The organism is Rhizobium sp. 10N427 (assembly GCF_056394605.1).
In genome coordinates this window covers 119,108-136,482 of sequence record NZ_JBFTID010000006.1, presented here as the reverse complement: position 1 = coordinate 136,482, position 17,375 = coordinate 119,108, and the positions used below count along the sequence as shown (strand labels likewise).

15 protein-coding genes and 1 pseudogene are annotated in these 17,375 nt (G+C 59.3%); 4 read left to right on the top strand and 12 right to left on the bottom strand.

The window, feature by feature from the left end; translation table 11 throughout:
- Positions 1-8: 8 nt before the first annotated feature.
- The 5 genes and pseudogenes from AC1DIJ_RS14835 to AC1DIJ_RS14815 form a co-directional block, all read right to left on the bottom strand.
- A complete protein-coding gene (locus AC1DIJ_RS14835) occupies positions 9-965 on the bottom strand; it encodes an SDR family oxidoreductase (protein WP_112389398.1) in 957 nt (318 codons plus the stop codon).
- A gap of 119 nt (positions 966-1,084) precedes the next feature.
- Positions 1,085-1,699, bottom strand: coding sequence for a general stress protein (locus AC1DIJ_RS14830; protein WP_112389399.1), 615 nt, complete (start codon positions 1,697-1,699; stop codon positions 1,085-1,087).
- Between the two features lie 21 nt (positions 1,700-1,720).
- A complete protein-coding gene (locus tag AC1DIJ_RS14825) occupies positions 1,721-2,032 on the bottom strand; it encodes a PepSY domain-containing protein (protein ID WP_112389400.1) in 312 nt (103 codons plus the stop codon).
- A gap of 100 nt (positions 2,033-2,132) precedes the next feature.
- Positions 2,133-2,426: a hypothetical protein gene (locus tag AC1DIJ_RS14820; RefSeq protein WP_112389401.1), complete on the bottom strand. Its 294-nt coding sequence runs from the start codon at positions 2,424-2,426 to the stop codon at positions 2,133-2,135.
- A 53-nt stretch (positions 2,427-2,479) separates the two neighbouring features.
- Positions 2,480-2,691, bottom strand: a pseudogene (locus tag AC1DIJ_RS14815) (hypothetical protein); the annotation flags it as partial.
- 440 nt (positions 2,692-3,131) lie between these two features.
- Between AC1DIJ_RS14815 and AC1DIJ_RS14810 the strand changes: the two are divergent.
- Complete coding sequence (locus AC1DIJ_RS14810) at positions 3,132-5,702, top strand: HWE histidine kinase domain-containing protein (protein ID WP_477831468.1); 2,571 nt, start codon at positions 3,132-3,134, stop codon at positions 5,700-5,702.
- A 707-nt stretch (positions 5,703-6,409) separates the two neighbouring features.
- Positions 6,410-6,538, top strand: a complete 129-nt coding sequence (locus AC1DIJ_RS14805) for a hypothetical protein (RefSeq protein ID WP_310295191.1) — start codon at positions 6,410-6,412, stop codon at positions 6,536-6,538.
- A gap of 231 nt (positions 6,539-6,769) precedes the next feature.
- Here the strand turns inward: AC1DIJ_RS14805 and AC1DIJ_RS14800 are convergent, their stop codons facing one another.
- The gene (locus AC1DIJ_RS14800) at positions 6,770-8,299 is read right to left on the bottom strand and encodes a PAS domain-containing sensor histidine kinase (RefSeq protein WP_112389404.1); all 1,530 of its coding nucleotides are present in this window, start codon (positions 8,297-8,299) and stop codon (positions 6,770-6,772) included.
- Between the two features lie 787 nt (positions 8,300-9,086).
- Positions 9,087-10,124, bottom strand: coding sequence for a FecR family protein (locus tag AC1DIJ_RS14795; RefSeq protein WP_112389405.1), 1,038 nt, complete (start codon positions 10,122-10,124; stop codon positions 9,087-9,089).
- A gap of 229 nt (positions 10,125-10,353) precedes the next feature.
- Here AC1DIJ_RS14795 and AC1DIJ_RS14790 point away from each other — a divergent pair, with 229 nt between their 5' ends.
- Entirely contained in the window at positions 10,354-10,497 is a 144-nt protein-coding gene (locus tag AC1DIJ_RS14790; RefSeq protein WP_162706044.1) for a hypothetical protein, read from the top strand.
- A gap of 395 nt (positions 10,498-10,892) precedes the next feature.
- Here AC1DIJ_RS14790 and AC1DIJ_RS14785 read toward each other — a convergent pair whose 3' ends face one another.
- Positions 10,893-11,093: a hypothetical protein gene (locus AC1DIJ_RS14785; RefSeq protein WP_112389407.1), complete on the bottom strand. Its 201-nt coding sequence runs from the start codon at positions 11,091-11,093 to the stop codon at positions 10,893-10,895.
- 708 nt (positions 11,094-11,801) lie between these two features.
- Positions 11,802-12,032 (bottom strand): DUF2934 domain-containing protein, encoded by a 231-nt coding sequence (locus AC1DIJ_RS14780; protein WP_112389409.1) that lies wholly within the window; start codon positions 12,030-12,032, stop codon positions 11,802-11,804.
- Positions 12,033-12,209: 177 nt separating this feature from the next.
- Between AC1DIJ_RS14780 and AC1DIJ_RS14775 the strand changes: the two genes are divergently transcribed.
- Positions 12,210-12,422, top strand: a complete 213-nt coding sequence (locus AC1DIJ_RS14775) for a hypothetical protein (RefSeq protein ID WP_112389410.1) — start codon at positions 12,210-12,212, stop codon at positions 12,420-12,422.
- A gap of 404 nt (positions 12,423-12,826) precedes the next feature.
- On the opposite strand, the gene malQ is transcribed toward AC1DIJ_RS14775, so the two are convergent.
- From malQ to AC1DIJ_RS14760, 3 genes are all read right to left on the bottom strand, one after another.
- Positions 12,827-14,596 (bottom strand): 4-alpha-glucanotransferase, encoded by a 1,770-nt coding sequence (malQ, locus tag AC1DIJ_RS14770; RefSeq protein WP_310295184.1) that lies wholly within the window; start codon positions 14,594-14,596, stop codon positions 12,827-12,829.
- A gap of 110 nt (positions 14,597-14,706) precedes the next feature.
- Positions 14,707-16,509 carry a malto-oligosyltrehalose trehalohydrolase gene (gene treZ / locus AC1DIJ_RS14765; RefSeq protein WP_112389412.1) on the bottom strand — a complete coding sequence of 601 codons (1,803 nt, stop codon included), beginning with the start codon at positions 16,507-16,509 and terminating at the stop codon, positions 14,707-14,709.
- Positions 16,510-16,513: 4 nt separating this feature from the next.
- Positions 16,514-17,290: an SDR family oxidoreductase gene (locus AC1DIJ_RS14760; RefSeq protein ID WP_112389413.1), complete on the bottom strand. Its 777-nt coding sequence runs from the start codon at positions 17,288-17,290 to the stop codon at positions 16,514-16,516.
- Between the last annotated feature and the right edge of the window lie 85 nt (positions 17,291-17,375).

Here is a 17,375-nt window from a genome sequence, read left to right as displayed (position 1 = left end):
CTCCAACCTCAGTAGCCGCCGACGATGGGGAGGATTTCGCCGGTGATGTAGCTGGACATCTGTGGCGATGCGAGGAAGACGTAGGCGGGCGCAATCTCCTCAGGCTGAGCGGCGCGTTTCATCGGCGTCTGACTGCCAAACTTCGCGACGTCGTCGGCCTGCTTGTCAGAAGGATTCAACGGCGTCCAGACTGGTCCGGGCGCGACGGCGTTGACGCGGATGCCCTTCGGGACGAGCTGGCTGGACAGGGCCTTGGTAAAAGCGTGAATGCCGCCCTTCGTCATCGAATAGTCGCGCAGCTCCTTAGAGCCTTCCAATCCGGTGACCGATCCGGTGTTGATGATCGCCGACCCGTTGGAGAGGTGAGGAATTGCGGCCTTGGCCATATAGAAATAGCCGTACAGGTTGGTCTTCAGTGTTTCGTCGAAATGCTCGTCGGTAAGATCCTCGATTTCGGCGGTATGGACCTGGAAAGCGGCGTTGTTGACGAGGATGTCGAGACCAGAGAACTGCTTGGCAGTCTGGGCTACAGCGTCACGGCAGAACTTGGGGTCTTTCACATCGCCCTTGATAACCAAGCAGTGGCGGCCTTCCTTCTCAACCACGGCTTTGGTGTTTGCCGCATCCTCGTTCTCGTCGAGATGGACTATGGCGACGTCGGCGCCCTCGCGTGCGAACAGAATCGCGACCGAGCGGCCAATGCCCGAATCTCCACCGGTGATGAGTGCGACCTTGTCCTTCAGCTTTCCCGACCCCTTGTAGAACGGCGCATCGTAAAGCGGCATGAGCGGTAGGTCAGCCTCGGAGCCAGGCTTCTTCTGATGCACTTTCGGGAAAGGCGGTTCCGGGTATTTCCGCGCACCCGCCTGCATCGCGCCGCTAGGCGTCGATTTTGACTTTTCGTCGGCCTTCGCGACCTGGGCTTGGATATCGCGCTGCTTTGCTGCGGTGGCTTTCGATGACATCTCGGTCTCCTTTCGATCGTGAGAGGACAACGTCGGCGACGCGAAAAAGTCCCGCCGACCCAAATCAAAAAAGGCCCCGCAGCGACTGCGAGGCCTCCGATGGTTTCCTATAGAACAAATTACAGACGGTTGACGCGATAACGGTCGCGCTCGGCGGCGATCTGCTCGATTGTGTAGGGATCGGCGGTCTCGTCGAAACGTGTCCAACCCTGCTCGGCATAACGTGCCCGACGCTCTGCGACGTTTACCCGCGGCGATCTGTTGAGGATCGCGCCTACGGACGTGCGACGGTCGTCTTCCACACGCGCCGTCACGACAGAGCCGCCGCGACGAATGCTTTCAGCATAGAAGTTGGCATCTTCTTCCGGCACACCGGATTCGACCATCGCGCCGACGATCCCGCCGACGGCGCCGCCAGCAACGGCACCAGCGACTGCGCCAGCCGCCGTGGCCGCGAGCCAGCCCGCAGCAACGACGGGACCAACGCCTGGAATGGCAAGGAGGCCAAGGCCGGTCAGCAGACCGCCCGCGCCGCCAGCCAGAGCGCCGAGGCCTGCACCGGCGCCGGCACCTTCGCCTGCCCGGTTGCTTTGCCCTTCGACATTGACGTCGCCATTAGCCTTGTTGGTGACTATGCTGATGTCGTCCGACGGGACGCCCGCATCTTCGAGCGCTTTCACAGCCGCCTTTGCATCGTCGTAACTGTCATACAGTCCTGTGATTGTGGTCTTCATGGGGATTTCTCCGTTATATTTTTACTTCGCAAGCGTGACGTTGCCCTGGAAGTCCAGGGAGACGTTGGCGGACTTGCCGTCCTTGGAAGCGGTGGCGCGCCAAACGCCCTGATCGTCGAGCTTCAGACCGGATACGTCGGTGTAGCCGGCCTCTTCGATGCGGGACTCAGCCTGAGTTTCGGTGAAGCTGTTCTTACCCGCGACAGGTGCACCGGGATTTTGCTCGGTATTGACCGCTGGCGTCGTCTGAGAGGTGGTCGGCGTTTGGCTCTGGGCAAAAGCCGCTGAGGCGACAAGCGCGAGGCTCGCGGTCAGAAGGATAATTTTCTTCATGGGTGTTTCCTCTTGGTTTGTGGATCGAAAACACGCGGAAAACCTAGAGGTTCCAATCATTTATTTGTGACGGAGAGCGTTGCAACCGGTCGCGTCTACTCTATGAAGGGATGGCGCCGTACTCGGGCAGTTTGAAGTCGTCCGCGCCGGATAAGAACAGCTTGGTCACGAGCTGCTTAATGCCCGGCGTGTCAGAGACGCGCAGAACGCCTCGCTGCGAGGCGACGCCCAGCAAGGTCTGTGGCTGCAGCATTTTCGGAGCGAATTTCGGGACGTTCTGTCCCTTTTCCACATAGGGCCGCATAATTTCCTCGTACCGTTCCAGTGCTTCCTGAAGGTAGGATGAGCGAGACAATTCGCCGGCCAGAGCATAGACGCCGACAAGGTGTGCCATCGCTCAGTTGCTCGATACTCGCAACGCCAGATCAATTCGATTGACCGTGGGTGCTGGCTGGCTTCGATATCAATAGAGATCTCGACGACGCCCGCGAGTGGCGCCTCATCGCGCGTGCTGCCGTCGTACGACGCGTCGCCGCGTAAGGCCTTCGACCCGGACGTGTTCGCCGCTGAAGCCGCTGCACCGGATGTTCTATTGCGAGGTCTACAGCTTCGCGCGTGTCGAAATTGGCGCGGATGGTTACGGTGCTGTCATCGGCCATGATTGTCTCCCAACGGACGATGGAGGACCCGCGAGGGGACAGCGGCGGCGGGCGAGGCGCAGCACCCCCCGACGAGCGGGGGTGCTGTAGTTTGATTATGGCGAAGCTCGCAGAGCGCGAAGTTGTTGCGTACCGCGGCCATCTAGTGAAACGCCCAGACCGGCGTGCATTGATCAACACCCCCCAAACAAATAGCGAAAGCGTCGTCGGACCTGGAGGATCTACCGATCGCGACGGGAATGACCAAGGCGGAGATTGGTCGCTGTCGATCCGAATCTGTTGCTGGCGTTCATCCGGCCGTTAAGACGCCGTTCTTCTTGATCAGCATCTTCGATAATCCAATATCAGTAACCAATCGTATAAATCTTCATCAGCGATTGCTGGTCGCCGGACGCTATGGCAGACAGGCATTCCCACCCGAGAAAGCAGGATGTCCGCCATTGAGTTATGATAGGTCCAAAGTCGATCTGAGCAATTGCGATCGGGAACCCATACATATTCCGGGCAGCATCCAGCCTCACGGAGCAATGATCGTCCTGAACGAGCAAGGGATGGTTTCGTTCGTTTCGAAGAATATCGACGAATTTCTGGGCGATACCAATCGCGACTATGTCGGCGCGGAGCTTGCCGATCTGGTCGGTACGACCGTCTCCCATGACATCGCAAACGCCGTCGCTCGGGCCGGGGCTGGCCAGATCGCAGGCGTCGTGCTCAAGGCGAAGCTCTCGGAAGGCGCGAGCGTCGCCGACATCACAGCCCACCGATACGAGGGCCGGACGTTCCTCGAGCTTGAGCGGCCCGCCTCTCCGGAGGACACGGAAGTGGCGCTCCATCTGACACAATCGTTGATCCGACGGGTGGACGGCTACCGGGAGTTCGACCCGCTATTCAAATCAGTCGCGCGGCTCGTCCGCGCCATGCTCGGCTACGACCGCGTGATGGTCTACCGGTTCCTGCACAACGGGGCCGGTCGGGTGGTCGCGGAGGCGAAAGACCCTTCTCTGGGTAGCTTTCTGGGCCAGCACTTCCCGGTATCCGACATCCCGGTGCAGGCACGCAAGCTTTACGTCAAGAACTGGATCCGTGTGATCGGCGACGCATCGTTCGTCCCCGTGCCGCTCCTTCCGAAGATCGCCGAAGGCGATCCGGCAGTCGACCTCTCGTTCGCCCATCTTCGAAGCGTCTCCCCCATCCACTGCGAATATCTACGAAATATGGGCGTCGCCGCCTCGATGTCGATCTCGATCGTGGTAGACGGCCAGCTCTGGGGCCTCATCGCTTGCCACCATAACACGCCAAAATGGCTCTCCATCCCGCTGCGCGTGGCGACCGAACTGTTCGCACAGTACTTCTCGCTGCATGTGGCCGCCATCGAGCACCGCGAACAGCAGGCGTCCGCCGCGGCGACGCGCAGTCGTCTCGATGCGATCATCGCAGGCGTCGATCACGCCGACCCGGTCGAGGTTACGCTTCGCAGAAGGCTTCGAGAATTCTCTTCTCTGATCGCCAGCGACGGGGCGGGCCTATGGTCGCGTGGTGAGTGGGCGTCGTATGGCGTTTCCCCATCGGAGACGGCGATACCGCATCTGATGGAAATCATTGGCAAGAAGGCGGGCCGGAACATCTGGGACACGCAGGACCTACAGTCCGAGACCGGTGACGTCGAAGAGTACGGTACGCGCATCGCAGGGGTGCTAGCGATTCCGATTTCAGTCTCTTCGCCGGATTTCCTGGTGTTCTTCCGAAGCGAGGAGGCCCATCAAGTCGAGTGGGCAGGCGAACCGCGAAAGAAAGAGGAGCTCACCGAGAACGGCGTCAGGCTATCGCCGCGCGGCAGCTTCGATACCTGGAGGGAAGACGTCAGGCACAAATCGCTCCCGTGGTCGAAGGCCGACGTCGTCGTGGCCGAATCCATCAGGGGATATGTCCGCGACGTGATGCTGTCGCACAACGACGCCACCGAGGAGCAGCGCGAACGGACCGAGAGCCAGCGAAAGCTGTTGAATTCGGAGCTGAACCACCGCGTGAAGAACATCCTCGCGCTGGTGAAGTCGATAGCGACGCAGACCGGGGCGAACTCCCAGTCGGTTGACGAATATGCCAAGTCGTTCGAAGGGCGGCTCCGGGCGCTCTCGTTCGCTCACGACCAGTCCTTCGGTAGCCGGGACGGCGGCGAACTCAGGGGCCTGATCGAGGCCGAGGCGGATATGCATCGGTTTGCAAAACTGCCGGATCGCATCCAGATTTCGGGAGATCACATCGGCTTGACCGAACGGGCGTTCGGCGTCTTCGCTCTGCTTCTGCACGAGATGATGACCAACGCCGCGAAGTACGGCAGTCTTTCCGTTCCGTCAGGAAAGCTGGAGATATCCTGGACGATCGCCGAAAATGGCGACTGCCATCTTTCCTGGAAGGAAAGCGGCGGCCCGGAGGTCGTTGTGCCGACACGCCGCGGTTTCGGTTCGAACTTGATCGAGAAGACCGTTTCGCACGACCTTGGGGGAAGCATCGACCTCGACTTCGCCCCTGCCGGCCTCGAGGCCAGAATCATGATCCCCGGCGAGCACCTACGCGAGGTCGTGGAAAACTTGCAGCCCGGCAGCCCAGCCATCGCGGAAGCCGCGTTCAAGCCATTGGACCGAATGAGCGTCCTGCTCGTCGAGGATCAGTCGCTGATCGCGATGGACACCGAGGAACTGCTGAGGTCGATCGGTGCCGAAGAGGTTTCGATCGCGGCCAATGTCGCCACCGCCTTGAAAATCCTTACCGAGGGATCGCCCGACTGTGCGGTTCTCGATCTCAATCTTGGATCTTCCACATCCGAGGAGGTCGCGAAGGAGCTCGAGAAGCGTGGCATTCCATACGTCTTCGCGACAGGCTACCGTGACGGCGTCCATATCCCGGCAGACTTCGCAACTATTCCCGTGGTTCGAAAGCCTGTATCGCAGGCAGCGTTGTCGAGTGCGGTCGGGACGGCGCTAGGCATAGGGCCGACGAGACCGGGCCGCTAAAGCATCCCCAATCTTGCCAAGTGTCGCGGCCGCCTTAGCTACGCGGCGAACTCCATCGTGGAGATCGTGTGCGGTCAGGCACGAACTGGATACGCGGCGTTTTGACCACGGATGTACTGGCACTGGTGTGAAGGCGATGTCGACAAGGTCGGTGCGATTTTGTCGCGGCCTTTTCTCATTGCGCTCTACCTCATATCAATTTTAAGAATAAGACAGGGACCGTCCGGCGATCCGCGTCACCTGCCTCGGCTCCCCGTTTCCCGAAGGACTCAGCAAGCGCCATTTCCAACAGTTCATCGCGAATTCCCGCACATGCGAACATCGCTACCGGCGAAATCCGTTGGGCGTGGAAGTCGCCGCCTCGTCTGGTTACCAGGAACACCGCACCACGACGATGCATGTTGTTCCAATCACTCTTCGTGAAACGCAGATCGGTCGCCAGCGCAAGATCGGCCTTCCGCCGTTCTTGAGCCGATCCAGTCATATGTCCGCGGGGCGCGTCGCGCCGGCGTTCACACAGATGACGTCGGCGGCACCGAATTCCACCGACCCGTCGTCGCACTGAACAATGGAGACATTCGGTTAGGATGAGAGATTCGCGGCCGCACACGCAGCCAGATCAAGCGCGACCTCGACCGCCGTCGCTTTCCCAAAGACATTGACGAAACTCGCCTGATCGCCGGGTAGAAGCCTGCCCCGACACCGACATGTACGACGTGCTCGACCTCACACTGCGCCGCGTTCGACAAGAACAAGGCATGGATGGTGGGCTGCGCGTCGTGGGCGAAGGCTTCGATTGCGGCATCCGAGCTACCTTCCCGCATCGTTTCCAGTAAGATTGGATCGCTCCGCGCGCGCCTCTACGCAAGCGCCTGCGTACGTGCCGGAGAACGGCGAACCCAAGGGCCCGGCAGACATCCTGAAACACTCGGCGATCACGCCTGGTACGGACAGGTGGACCTTCACAAGGGACGACCAGTCCGCTTGCCCGATTCGAGCATCGAGCGATTGAGCCGAACACTGGACGGATCTTGATCTTGCCTGAGGTGGTCGACTTCAAAAATGCTTCAGAAGCAGCGCCTGCCCTGACAGGCTTCTGCCAGCGCCTTCGACAACTGAGCCTGGCTGAACGGCTTCGATAGCCGCACGACGCCGGCCAGATCGCCGACGCCGTCCGGTAGCTCCGCATATCCTGTAGCAAGAATGATCGGAAGCGTCGGGTACCGCGCATGGATTTCCTGACACAGGCGCGCCCCTGTCATGTTCGGCATGGCGTGATCGGTTATGACGACATCCGGCGGAACGCCCGTTTGCAGCGCTGCCAAAGCCTCCTTGCCCGAAGATGCCTGAATGGTGTCCATGCCCAGATCCTCGAGCAGCAGAACCGTGTTCATGAGAACGAGGGCGTCGTCGTCGACTACAAGAACGGTTAGCGCTTTCGGAGCGGGCTCGAACGGCACATCTGGTGTTGCCGGAGCCTTTGTTTCCACTTCGGTGCTATCGGCGACGGGAAGCCACAGCTCCGCGGTCGTTCCCTGTCCCACCTCGGACTTCAGGATTAGCTCGCCGCCGGACTGGGCCATCAGGCCGTGCACCATGGGAAGACCGAGGCCCGTTCCCTTGCCAACGCCCTTTGTCGTGTAGAAGGGCGTCGTCGCGTTGGCCAGCGTCTCGTCATCCATGCCCTCCCCCTGATCGCGGACAGAGAGGCAGACGTAGTTTCCGGGCGGCAAGGTCGAGCGGCTAGGCCGGTCGGATCTGCGCTCGGCGGCGATGGTGATCTCTCCACCGCCCGGCATGGCGTCGCGGGCGTTGACAACGAGGTTGAGAAGAGCGCTCTCGAACTGATTGGAATCGCTGCGAACCTTCGGCAGATCCGGTGCGAACTTGCTGGTGATCACGATCTCGGGGCCGATGGTGCGCCGCATGAGCTCGGTCATCCCACCGACGAGGTCGCCGACGTCGACGGGGGCGAGCTGAAGCTCCTGGCGACGAGAGAACGCAAGCAGCCGCTGCGTCAACGTGGCGCCGCGTTGAGCCCCCTGAATCGCGTTGTCAATGAGATCTATGACGTCCTGCCGGACTGCTCTTTTCCTTGCGATCTCCAGGCTTCCGAGGATCGCCATGAGGAGGTTGTTGAAGTCGTGTGCGAGTCCGCCGGTCAACTGCCCGACCGCCTCCATTTTTTGCGCTTGGAAGATCGCTTCCTGCGCCGCCCGCTTCTCACTGATGTCGCGCGTGATCTTCGCGAAGCCGATCAGTTCGCCCTGGGAGTCCCTGATCGGATCGATGATGACGTTCGCCCAGAAGCGCGAACCGTCCTTTCTCAAACGCCATCCCTCGCGCTCGAAGCGCCCTTCTTCCTGCGCAAGCCGAAGGGCAAGTGCCGGCAGGCCGCTCTCTCGATCTTCGTCGGTGTAGAACGTGGAGAAGTGTCGACCGACGATCTCCTCCTCCTTGTAACCTTTGAGACGCTCGGCGCCTGGGTTCCAGCTCGTGACGAAGCCGCCCGGGTCGAGCATGTAGATGGCGTAGTCGGTAATGGCCTCGATGAGCAGGCGGTAGCGCTGCTCGTTCCTGATTTCGGAATCGTTCATGATGCCTCCCCGTCTGTCGCCACCGACAGCCTTGAAAATATATATCGGAAGAGATTAAACCCACCCCGGACTAACGTCTGATACCGCTGTCAATTCGTAGACTTGTGGTCTGATATCATGCAGTTGTCAAAAATCGCAATAGAGAGCACCGACTGGAATGTTGCGTACAAAGATATCGGAAATCGACGTCGCTGTAGGCACGGGTAAGAAGCCGCCGCAAGCTTTCTGCGCATGTCGCAAATGACCTTGGCCGAAGGGATTGGCGTGACATTCCAGCATGTCCAAAAGTATGAGAAGGGCACGAACCGCATCGGTTCAAGCCGGCCAGCTCAGATTGCCCTCGTCCTCGGCACCAGACCCGGATCCTTGTTCGGCAAAGACGAAGCCGGCACGTCCGTGGCGCCTCGCTCCCTCGAGCTGAGGGCGATATCGATATGTACAGGGGGAGGCGTATGGTGCCGGTCGCCTTGAGCCCCAGGTGACGGATCGCTTGGAAAAATCGGGGAGCGACCGGCGGATCCCGAAAGATTCGCATCCGCTCACGCATCTTTGTGCAGGCCGCGGCATTAAGTCTTCCGACTGCCAAGCCCCCCGTCAACCTCTACGGGCCACGTCGTTCAGCATCCCATGCCACTTGCAAGCTTTCGAGAGGGTGCCCGCGTCTGCGATCGGGTCACGCGGTACGGTGGGCGGCAAACGGCATCAATGCTGGAAAAGACAGCCCATTCGGGCGCTATAGTCATCAGGTGCCCAACGCGAGTGGAAATAGATAGACATTATCCGCAGATTACTTGCCGCCTTTTCCACTGTTACCCTTGCTGCCCCCGTTGCCGCTGTTGCTCTTTCCACCGCCATTTCCGCTGCCACCACCGTTACCATGTCCACCGCCATTCCCGTTGCCGCCGCCATTACCCTTCCCGCCATCGCTACTACCCTTGCCGCCGTTGCCACCGCCGTTGCCGTTTCCACCGCCGTTGCCCTTGCTGCCACCATTCCCAATTCCGCCGCCGCTACCCTTGCCACCATCGCCCTTCCCGCTGTCGCTACCTTTGCCGCCCTCTCCATTGCCGTCGGAGTCGCCGCCTTTGCCGGAACTGCCCTTCCCCTCGCCGTTATCGGCAATGTTGGCACTGGTGTCGTCAGCTCCTTTTTTTGACTTGCCCCTGTCTTCAGGCGCGGCGTCGGGTTCGCCGGACAGCTTCTTGGCGCCCAGGGCCGGAACGACTGCAACTGATGGCGCGACGGACGTTATGGAAGGCTTTGACACCGCTCCTGCGACGTCCATGCCGCTCTTCCGGTCCACAGTCGCGCTCTGTCGGGGCCCAACGTTGGCCTGTTGACCGCTTCCGAAAGACGTGACCTGCACAAGACCGCGATCTACGGCAACCGATGCCTTAGTCTTGCCGACCGTCACGTGGAAGATCGTACCCTTCACAACGGCGGCCAGATAGGGAGTCTGAACTGTTGTATGCGGCTGGCTCCGCTTTTCGATCTCAAGATCGAGTTCCCCGACCTGCTGGAAGACCTCCGTCTTTCGCGGCGAAAGGAAGCCGCCCGGCTTTGTCGTAATCGCAGCCAATGTGTTCGGCTGGAACCCAATGCTTTCAACACCACGCACGAGCTGAACGCGGCCACGAGGGCCTGTGGAGATCCAGGCTTTGTTTGGCACCACATCGCCCACACGTAGGTTGGTCCACTGTTTCCGGTCCATAGTGTACCTAACCTGGCTGGTGGTCTTGGCAACCTGCCAGTCATCACCGGACGCGTGTGCGACAAAGGGTGCCAGGAAAAGGAAGAAAAGCAGGATACGAACGAATGCAGACATGGATGCGATGCCCCCAGATATTGGAGGGCGACTTAATCACGGCCAAACTTAAGAATAGTTTTAAATCATCGAGTGATTTCGGGGAAGGTGGCCTTTGGTACGTTACCGGACAGGACGTAAACGAGGTCCGCAGTCGGCTGCTGGGCATCATCGGGATCTGGATGCTGGCCTCCACACTCTTCCGTCGCGGCAATACCCGCGGGGAAGGCAAAGGCTGAAGACGAGACGCATGCGGAATGGTGGCATCGGCCCCATCCAGGAGCAGGAGCAGGCGGCGGTCAAACGGCGCACGGCGGCGGATTGCCACGATGGCGATGAGGGTCAGGCCATCGAGAAAGCGGCGGCCGCGCTTATCATGGCCGCAAAAATCTAAAGAAGAAACCTCGGAACTACCATTTGCCCTTGGGTCCCGAGTTTTTCCATGCGCACCAGCATTACTGCGATGGGTATCTCAGTTCCATCACAACCAAAATGCTAAAGTAAAGGCGCCCGATTTATCAACGCAGGTTTGGTTTTCTCAAAAATCCTGCCACAATCGGACGCGCCAGGCCGGCCCTTCGCGAGGCCCCTTTCCGGAGAACTCATCACAAAGAGTACCAAGCGTCTTGTGAAGCAGGCGTGACCGAACCATTTCCAGACTAGGGGGTGGATCAAGCAACTATGCACACGGAGTTCCCTGGTACGCCGGGAGTGGCGAGCGATCCGAACCTAATGTGGCAAGGCTTGTCGGAGACGACTGTCGAGCAAACCGAGGGCGTGTCAAGACAGTCACGTCAACAGTTTGGTCAAGTCTTCCTCAGCCTTAACCCCGTGGCGAAACGCCCAAATGATCTTGTTTGCCAATTCCTTCTGTCGCATTTCGAGCACGATTTGTTTGGAAGCGCAGAGACGATCAAATACGCGCTCACAGAGGGCTACTTCCTCCTGAGCGAGTGAAAATTTTGCCTGGGCCAGTTGTTCTTTGATCATGACCTATGCCTAGTGAATGTCGCGCTGCTGTGAGGGTAGAAGTGCTGCATCTTTGTCCCCAATGATCTTGAGCGACTCCCAGTCTGGTAGATCCTTCTCGCTGAGTCGTTCCTGAACAGCGCAGAGCATCCATCCCGCCGCCTCGACTTCTCCGCCTCCATATGGACCTGAATCTGCTCTGTGCAAGCCACGACGCAAGGGCGCGCTGATCCCCCTTCCCAGGGAAGGGTTGCGGCCACGATCCTCGCCTTGGAATAGGCATTGGCGATCCGCTGTTTCGCGGCACCATCACTTTCCAAGATAACGCCCAAGGTGAAGACGATCGTGTCCATCAAATGTTGGCGTCATCATCGGGTCCCAGCAAGAAGGTACCTCCAATCGGAAAATTCAGACCCTGCGACGTAACGGCGACAGATGCAATTTTTGAATGTAACAAAAAGGGCATGTCGAGCAGCGCGATGCCGACGCCTCGATTATGGGATTGATGGGTTCGTCCGGTTCGAGATGGCGCCGCGGCTCTTCTTGCGGGACGCGCTCGGGATCTTGAGGCGGCGTATCAATGGGCGGTGGTGATGGCGGCGGGACGATGGGTTCATATGGATAGCAAAACGTCAATTCGCTTCTCTCGTTCCGGCTACCTTAGCGATCAGCACATATCTCGCGGAAGGGCTGGTAGATGCCGGCCCTTCCTTAGTGTCAACGCTGTCGTTAATCCGACGCGGCCATCGACGGTGGCCGAGCATGCGCGCCGGATGATTTTTCGCGGCGTTTGTCGTTGAACTCCTCGGAAGCGTGCTTATTTGCCTCGGTCCTCATCGGCTTGGCCTGGGCATGTTGGTCTTCCGACCGCTGCCAGTGATCATCGTGCTTGCCGTGAGGCCTGCCTTCATCTTCCCAAATCCTGTAGGCGCGCTCGCGTCTTTCCTGGTCCTTATCCATTATCGCTCCTACTGTGACTGACCTTAAACTTGCATTGAAGCCCTCCGATTCCGCTCGTTCGATGACACGTCGGCCAACTCCGACCGACGGCTGCCGCGGTCGTGCACGTTATCCCATGCCTCGAAGGGAACTATCAAACCCGCTAGGCATTCTGCTGCAAACCTTCAGGAGGCCCAAGTGACGAAGTTTAAGCAGACCGAGCGCCAGCGTCCGCTCCGCGGCAGGCCCTACACCGTGCAAGAATTCAGGTCGAAATACAGCCTCGACGCCAAGACTGCTGAGGATCTCTTCGCTCGGTTTGGACCATCCTCCGTCGAGTTGGATTTGTTGATGGCGGCGAAGCGGCGGACGCCGTCCCTCCAGACGATCACTCAGGACATCGCTGTCTGACATACGGCGATACCGGTGGGGGGGCGTCGAGTGCGTTTCATGCGGAGGCGCCTGATCCTTAAGCGAAAGGTGCTTTTCGCTCGCGTCGCCGAGGCAAAGTGGGCGGTCGAGCCGACAACCATGAATGGTACACGACCTGAAACTTCGATTGGGGCCGGTCGTTATGGCAGGAAAGCAACCTCTTGCCGATTAGCGCATGTCGCAGTTGCCGAGAGGAGGCGGGCTAGTGCAAGAGCCTGCGGGCGAGCCACAACTTGGTCTGCGCGACGTGGCCCTTCGACCAAGCCCGGCCAACAGCGGCTCGCGGATCACAACTTACGCGAGCCGCGAGCCTCGCGCTCTTGCGATTGATATTGTGCGATCGTCTTGGCCGCGCGTTCATTCACTCCAGACTGYGATCGTCATCAGCGTTCCTCCTGCATAGCAACGGCGATATGCCGAACGAGCACCAGTCCTTCTAGCCGCTCTATCGATACCGAAAGCTTCGGCTTCCAGTTCGGATAGCTGTCCCTAGTGCCAGGAATGTTCGTCGGACGCTTTTCGCCCGTCATATCTGCCAGCCTCACGGCGGCCAGCACAGAACTCGTTTTTGCAATGAAGCGATGCGCGCTCACGATGAGCTTGCTCAGCTTTTCCTCGCTGACTGTCGCGGCGGGTGTCCTTAGTGGGGGATCCGTATGCGCGTTTTTCAAAGCGACCATCATCTCTTTTCGCTCACGCCGCCGTTCCTTGCGGTGTTCTTCCGTCATGTGGGGTGGAACGATGCCGTGCTCAGCCCTTGTCCTGATATCCGCATCTCGCCACCAGCCAGCCAAGGTCTGGTGATCGTGCGTCGAGATGCAAGCAAGCGATAGTCTCGGGTATGAGCCAGGGGACCTAAATCCATCTTTCTCGCGCTCGTAAGACAGAATGCGGTAGGACAGGATATGCGCTCGGGAAAGATCATACTGAAGTCCTTCCGGAAGCATCCCCAGATCTTCTCCGATAACCAAGCAACGATATTTTGTCGACGCGTCGGCTAGGATCTGGAGAAGCCTTTCCTGCGGATAGTCGACATAGGCGCCCTTCTCCGGACCTTTGTCGGCGGGAACTAGGAAAAGCCGCTTCAAAGCCGCGGCATGATCGATTCTGATGGCGCCAGCATAACGCATAGCAGATGCGACCATTCGCAAGTATGGCGGATTTCTCCCAGATGCAATTTTAGCTGGATGAAACGCCGCAAGATGCCAGTCCTGACCCTTGGGCGCGAACGGGTCGGGCGGGCTCCCGACCGTTGCTGCGGAAATGTAGGCGTCACGTTCGCTCCAAGTGGCCGAGCCATCGACCGCTTCTCCGACGGCAAGGTCGAAATAGAGCCCGACCCGCAGACCGGCCTCACGCGCGGCCTCGGCGGCATGCGATAGCTGCTGATCGGCGATCCATTGCAGCCACATGTGGAAACCGATCGTGTCGGCATGTTCCTCGACGAGCGCCGCGACCTCGACGCCATCAGGAAGGTGCAACTCTTCAGGCCAGGACGTCCAGCCCGCGCCAAGGCCTTGCGCCACCATTAGGGCCGACAGGGTTTCGAAAATTGCGTGCCGTCGTAGGTTTTCACCGCCCTCCTTGACAAAGCCCTGGAAGTCGCGGGAAGCCTTTGACTGCCGATCGGAGGAAATCCGCCATTTCTCCCAAAGCGCGCGCAGGGCGGACAGCTTGGTTTCGGCCACTCCGACATAATCGACGAGATCGGTCGACCGCAGCTCTTGGAGCCGATCTTCAAGATCTGAGTTCGCCTCGAACCCTTCGACCTTGTCGACCGCGATGTATAGGGGATTGATCATCTGACGGCTTGAAGGCTCGTACGGACTGCACCGGTTTGGATCGGACAGAAACGGTGCATGCAGCGGGTTGAGACCGATGAAATCGGCGCGAAGCGACCCCGCGAGGCCAATCATTTCGATCAGGTCCTCGAAGTCACCGATACCCCAGTTGCGCCTCGATCGGAGTTCGTAGAGCTGCAGGGTGATCCCCCACACGCGGTGCTTTTCAAGAAACTCCGGTATAAAGGACTGAGGAATGACCTTCTTGCCGTGCCGTCTTGCCGACTTCCGTTCAGCAGGTTTGTCCAGAGCGTCGACCATCACGCCGAGTGCCTCAAGGAGCTGGTGCTTCGTGGCGTCCGTGACCGGCACGTCCACGTTATCCGGGCTCGGTCTCGTCAACGCGATACCGTGCCTTTCCGCTAGTAGGTCGAGACGCGAGCGGACTGGACTGCTATTTGAGGACGATCGAGTCACAGCATTTATCTCCGGGCAGACGAAACGCTGAAGGCGACGGCCCACGTTCCCAGAATGTTGCCGCTGATATCTCCCAGTGAGTAGATCGTTTCCCCAATAGGCGGTGCTAAGACCCTCGCCGGCTTGTTGGATAGGTTCGCAAGCAGGTGGAGCTCCGCACCATCGCGGGATCGCCACTTGACTGCCGTCACCCCATCCTCCTGACAAAATTTTCCCGCTCCGCTTCCAACGTGCTCGATCATCGGCACGATGCGCTCATGGCGCAGAGCGAGAAGAGATCGGTAAAAATGGAGCATTTCAGACGCATCGGTGTCAGACAGTTTGGACCAATCGAGCTTAGCCGCCTCAAACGTGGTGCGAGCGGTGGGATCAAGAAGGTCGTCCGCGTCGAAACCCGGAAGTCGTGAAAGTTCCTTGCGCCGTCCCGTCCTCACCTTTTCGTTCAGGTCGTCGTTGAAATCGCAAAAATAGGGGAAATTTTCGCGTGCTCCCCATTCTTCGCCCATGAAAAGCATAGGGATTTGAGGAGACAGCAGATAGATCGACGTCACCGCTTTCAGGGGGGCAAGCGGTCGGTATGTAATCATCCGATCGCCATGCGCGCGGTTACCGATCTGGTCGTGGTTTTGAATGAACGATATGAACGCGGTGGGTGGCAGGTCGCCCGTGGGCTTACCGCGAGTTTCCCCACGATAGCGCATGTGGTCGCCTTGGAACACGAAGCCTTCGGCAAGCGCCCGGCCCATCTTTTCGGCGTCGTCCGCGTAGTCCTGATAATATCCGAAGGTCTCGTCGGTTGCGGCGACGTGCAGGACATGATGCACGTCGTCGTTCCATTGCGCTGTAAAGCGGACAGCTCTGCCCTCCTCATCTCGCTTCAGTAGGTCGCTGTCATTGTCTTCATTCTCGACGATGAGATGGACATGCCGATTTTCCGCGGCGTCGCGGACACGCCTGGCCAGTTCGAGGAGAACATGCTCGTCGCTGTCGTCGTTGATTGCATGCACGGCGTCAAGGCGGAGTCCGTCAAGCCTGAACTCCTTGATCCAGTAGACTGCATTCTGGATGACAAATTCGCGAATGGCCCGAGACTGGCTGCCATCGTAGTTGATCCCGTCGCCCCAAGGCGTCTTGTGGCGGTCGGTAAACAGCGGCGCATAGTTCGGCAGATAGTTACCATCCGGCCCGAAGTGATTGTACACGACGTCCAGAAATATCGATAACCCGCGCTCATGGGCGGCGTCGACCAGCGCCATGAAGCCCTCGGGACGTCCGTAGCTGCTGTCAGGCGCATAAGGAAGTACGCCATCGTAGCCCCAATTGTAGGCACCGGGAAAATCACTGATCGGCATGATCTGGATAGCCGTGATGCCGAGCCGGGCCAGATGGTCAAGCTTGTCCATTGCCGCGCGAAAAGTCCCTTGTGGCGTGAACGAGCCGACATGCAGCTCGTAGATGACTGACTCTTCCCAAGGGCGCCCGATCCAGTCGTCGGCTTTCCATTGGAACTGCGTAAGATCGATGACTTCGCTTGGGCCACGCACGTCTTCAGGCTGGTGGCGTGAACCTGGATCGGGCACTTCAGAGCCCTCCGGAAGCACGAAACTGTAAAGACTGCCGGGACCGGCTGCGCGCGTCCGGCATCGATGCCAGCCTTCCTCGTCGCGCTTCATTGGAATAGGGTCAACGTCTTTCAACTTGAGAAAGACGCTGTGCTTCAGCGGCGCCCACAGGCGAAACTCGACGCCGTCTTCGAAGATAATAGGACCGTAGCTGTATTCGCGCACTGTGAAACCTTGCTTTCTCATGAGACTAACGGAGCAGCCCCTGGCCGCCGTCCACCCAGATTGGAGACCCGGTTACGTGGCGAGACTGGTCGGACGCAAGAAATGCAATAACGTCAGCGACGTCTTCGCTGCGGCCTGGACGACCCCCCGTGATCGGAACCTGGCCTGCGGGCCAGACGACTGGGATAGCGGTCTCGTCTTCCTTTCGAAGACGGGTATTCGCGTCGATGCTGGTTTCGATTTCGCCGGGACAGACAGCGTTGATACGAATATGGTGGCGAGCAAGCTCCAGGGCGAGCTGCTGGACCATCGCAACTTGCCCGGCTTTCGTCGCCGTATAGGCGGTAGCGCCCGGAGTCGTAAACGTGCGGGTGCCGTTGATCGATGATACAACCACGATGGAGCCGCCTCCCGATCGCTTCAGCTCGGGAACGCTGGCGCGGATCGTAAGAAAAGTTCCGGTTAGGTTTACGGAGATCGTGGCGTTCCACTCGGCGACCGTCAGATCGTCGATCGGCGCCCAGACGCCGTTGATACCGGCGTTGGCCACGACGACGTCAAGTCGGCCGAACCGCTTGACAAGCTGTCCGACAGCGTCTGCCATCTGTCGTTCGTCGGCGATGTCGGCCAAGAGCGAAACACCTTTGCCGCCAGCGGCGTCTATCTCCGCTACGGTGGAAGCAATTTCGTCCGCGGTACGCCCGAGCGCGCCGATCGCGAAACCGTCGCTGGCCAATTTCAGTGCTGCAGCTTTACCAATTCCAGATCCAGCTCCCGTGACCAGGGCGACGGCTACGCTCATTGCGATCTCCTCATTTCCGAATTGGATAAACAACGAAACTTCGTCGCGGTTCCATGGCACCTTTCCCCGTACGGTTGAAGACGAG

What these genes read in the sequence shown, in the direction of transcription:
- AC1DIJ_RS14835 (WP_112389398.1), bottom strand. Translation starts at nt 965, where the DNA reads ATGTCATCGAAAGCCACCGCAGCAAAGCAGCGCGATATCCAAGCCCAG.
- AC1DIJ_RS14830 (WP_112389399.1), bottom strand. Translation starts at nt 1,699, where the DNA reads ATGAAGACCACAATCACAGGACTGTATGACAGTTACGACGATGCAAAG.
- AC1DIJ_RS14825 (WP_112389400.1), bottom strand. Translation starts at nt 2,032, where the DNA reads ATGAAGAAAATTATCCTTCTGACCGCGAGCCTCGCGCTTGTCGCCTCA.
- AC1DIJ_RS14820 (WP_112389401.1), bottom strand. Translation starts at nt 2,426, where the DNA reads ATGGCACACCTTGTCGGCGTCTATGCTCTGGCCGGCGAATTGTCTCGC.
- AC1DIJ_RS14805 (WP_310295191.1), top strand. Translation starts at nt 6,410, where the DNA reads ATGTACGACGTGCTCGACCTCACACTGCGCCGCGTTCGACAAGAACAA.
- AC1DIJ_RS14800 (WP_112389404.1), bottom strand. Translation starts at nt 8,299, where the DNA reads ATGAACGATTCCGAAATCAGGAACGAGCAGCGCTACCGCCTGCTCATC.
- AC1DIJ_RS14795 (WP_112389405.1), bottom strand. Translation starts at nt 10,124, where the DNA reads ATGTCTGCATTCGTTCGTATCCTGCTTTTCTTCCTTTTCCTGGCACCC.
- AC1DIJ_RS14790 (WP_162706044.1), top strand. Translation starts at nt 10,354, where the DNA reads ATGCGGAATGGTGGCATCGGCCCCATCCAGGAGCAGGAGCAGGCGGCG.
- AC1DIJ_RS14785 (WP_112389407.1), bottom strand. Translation starts at nt 11,093, where the DNA reads ATGATCAAAGAACAACTGGCCCAGGCAAAATTTTCACTCGCTCAGGAG.
- AC1DIJ_RS14780 (WP_112389409.1), bottom strand. Translation starts at nt 12,032, where the DNA reads ATGGATAAGGACCAGGAAAGACGCGAGCGCGCCTACAGGATTTGGGAA.
- treZ (WP_112389412.1), bottom strand. Translation starts at nt 16,509, where the DNA reads ATGAGAAAGCAAGGTTTCACAGTGCGCGAATACAGCTACGGTCCTATT.
- AC1DIJ_RS14760 (WP_112389413.1), bottom strand. Translation starts at nt 17,290, where the DNA reads ATGAGCGTAGCCGTCGCCCTGGTCACGGGAGCTGGATCTGGAATTGGT.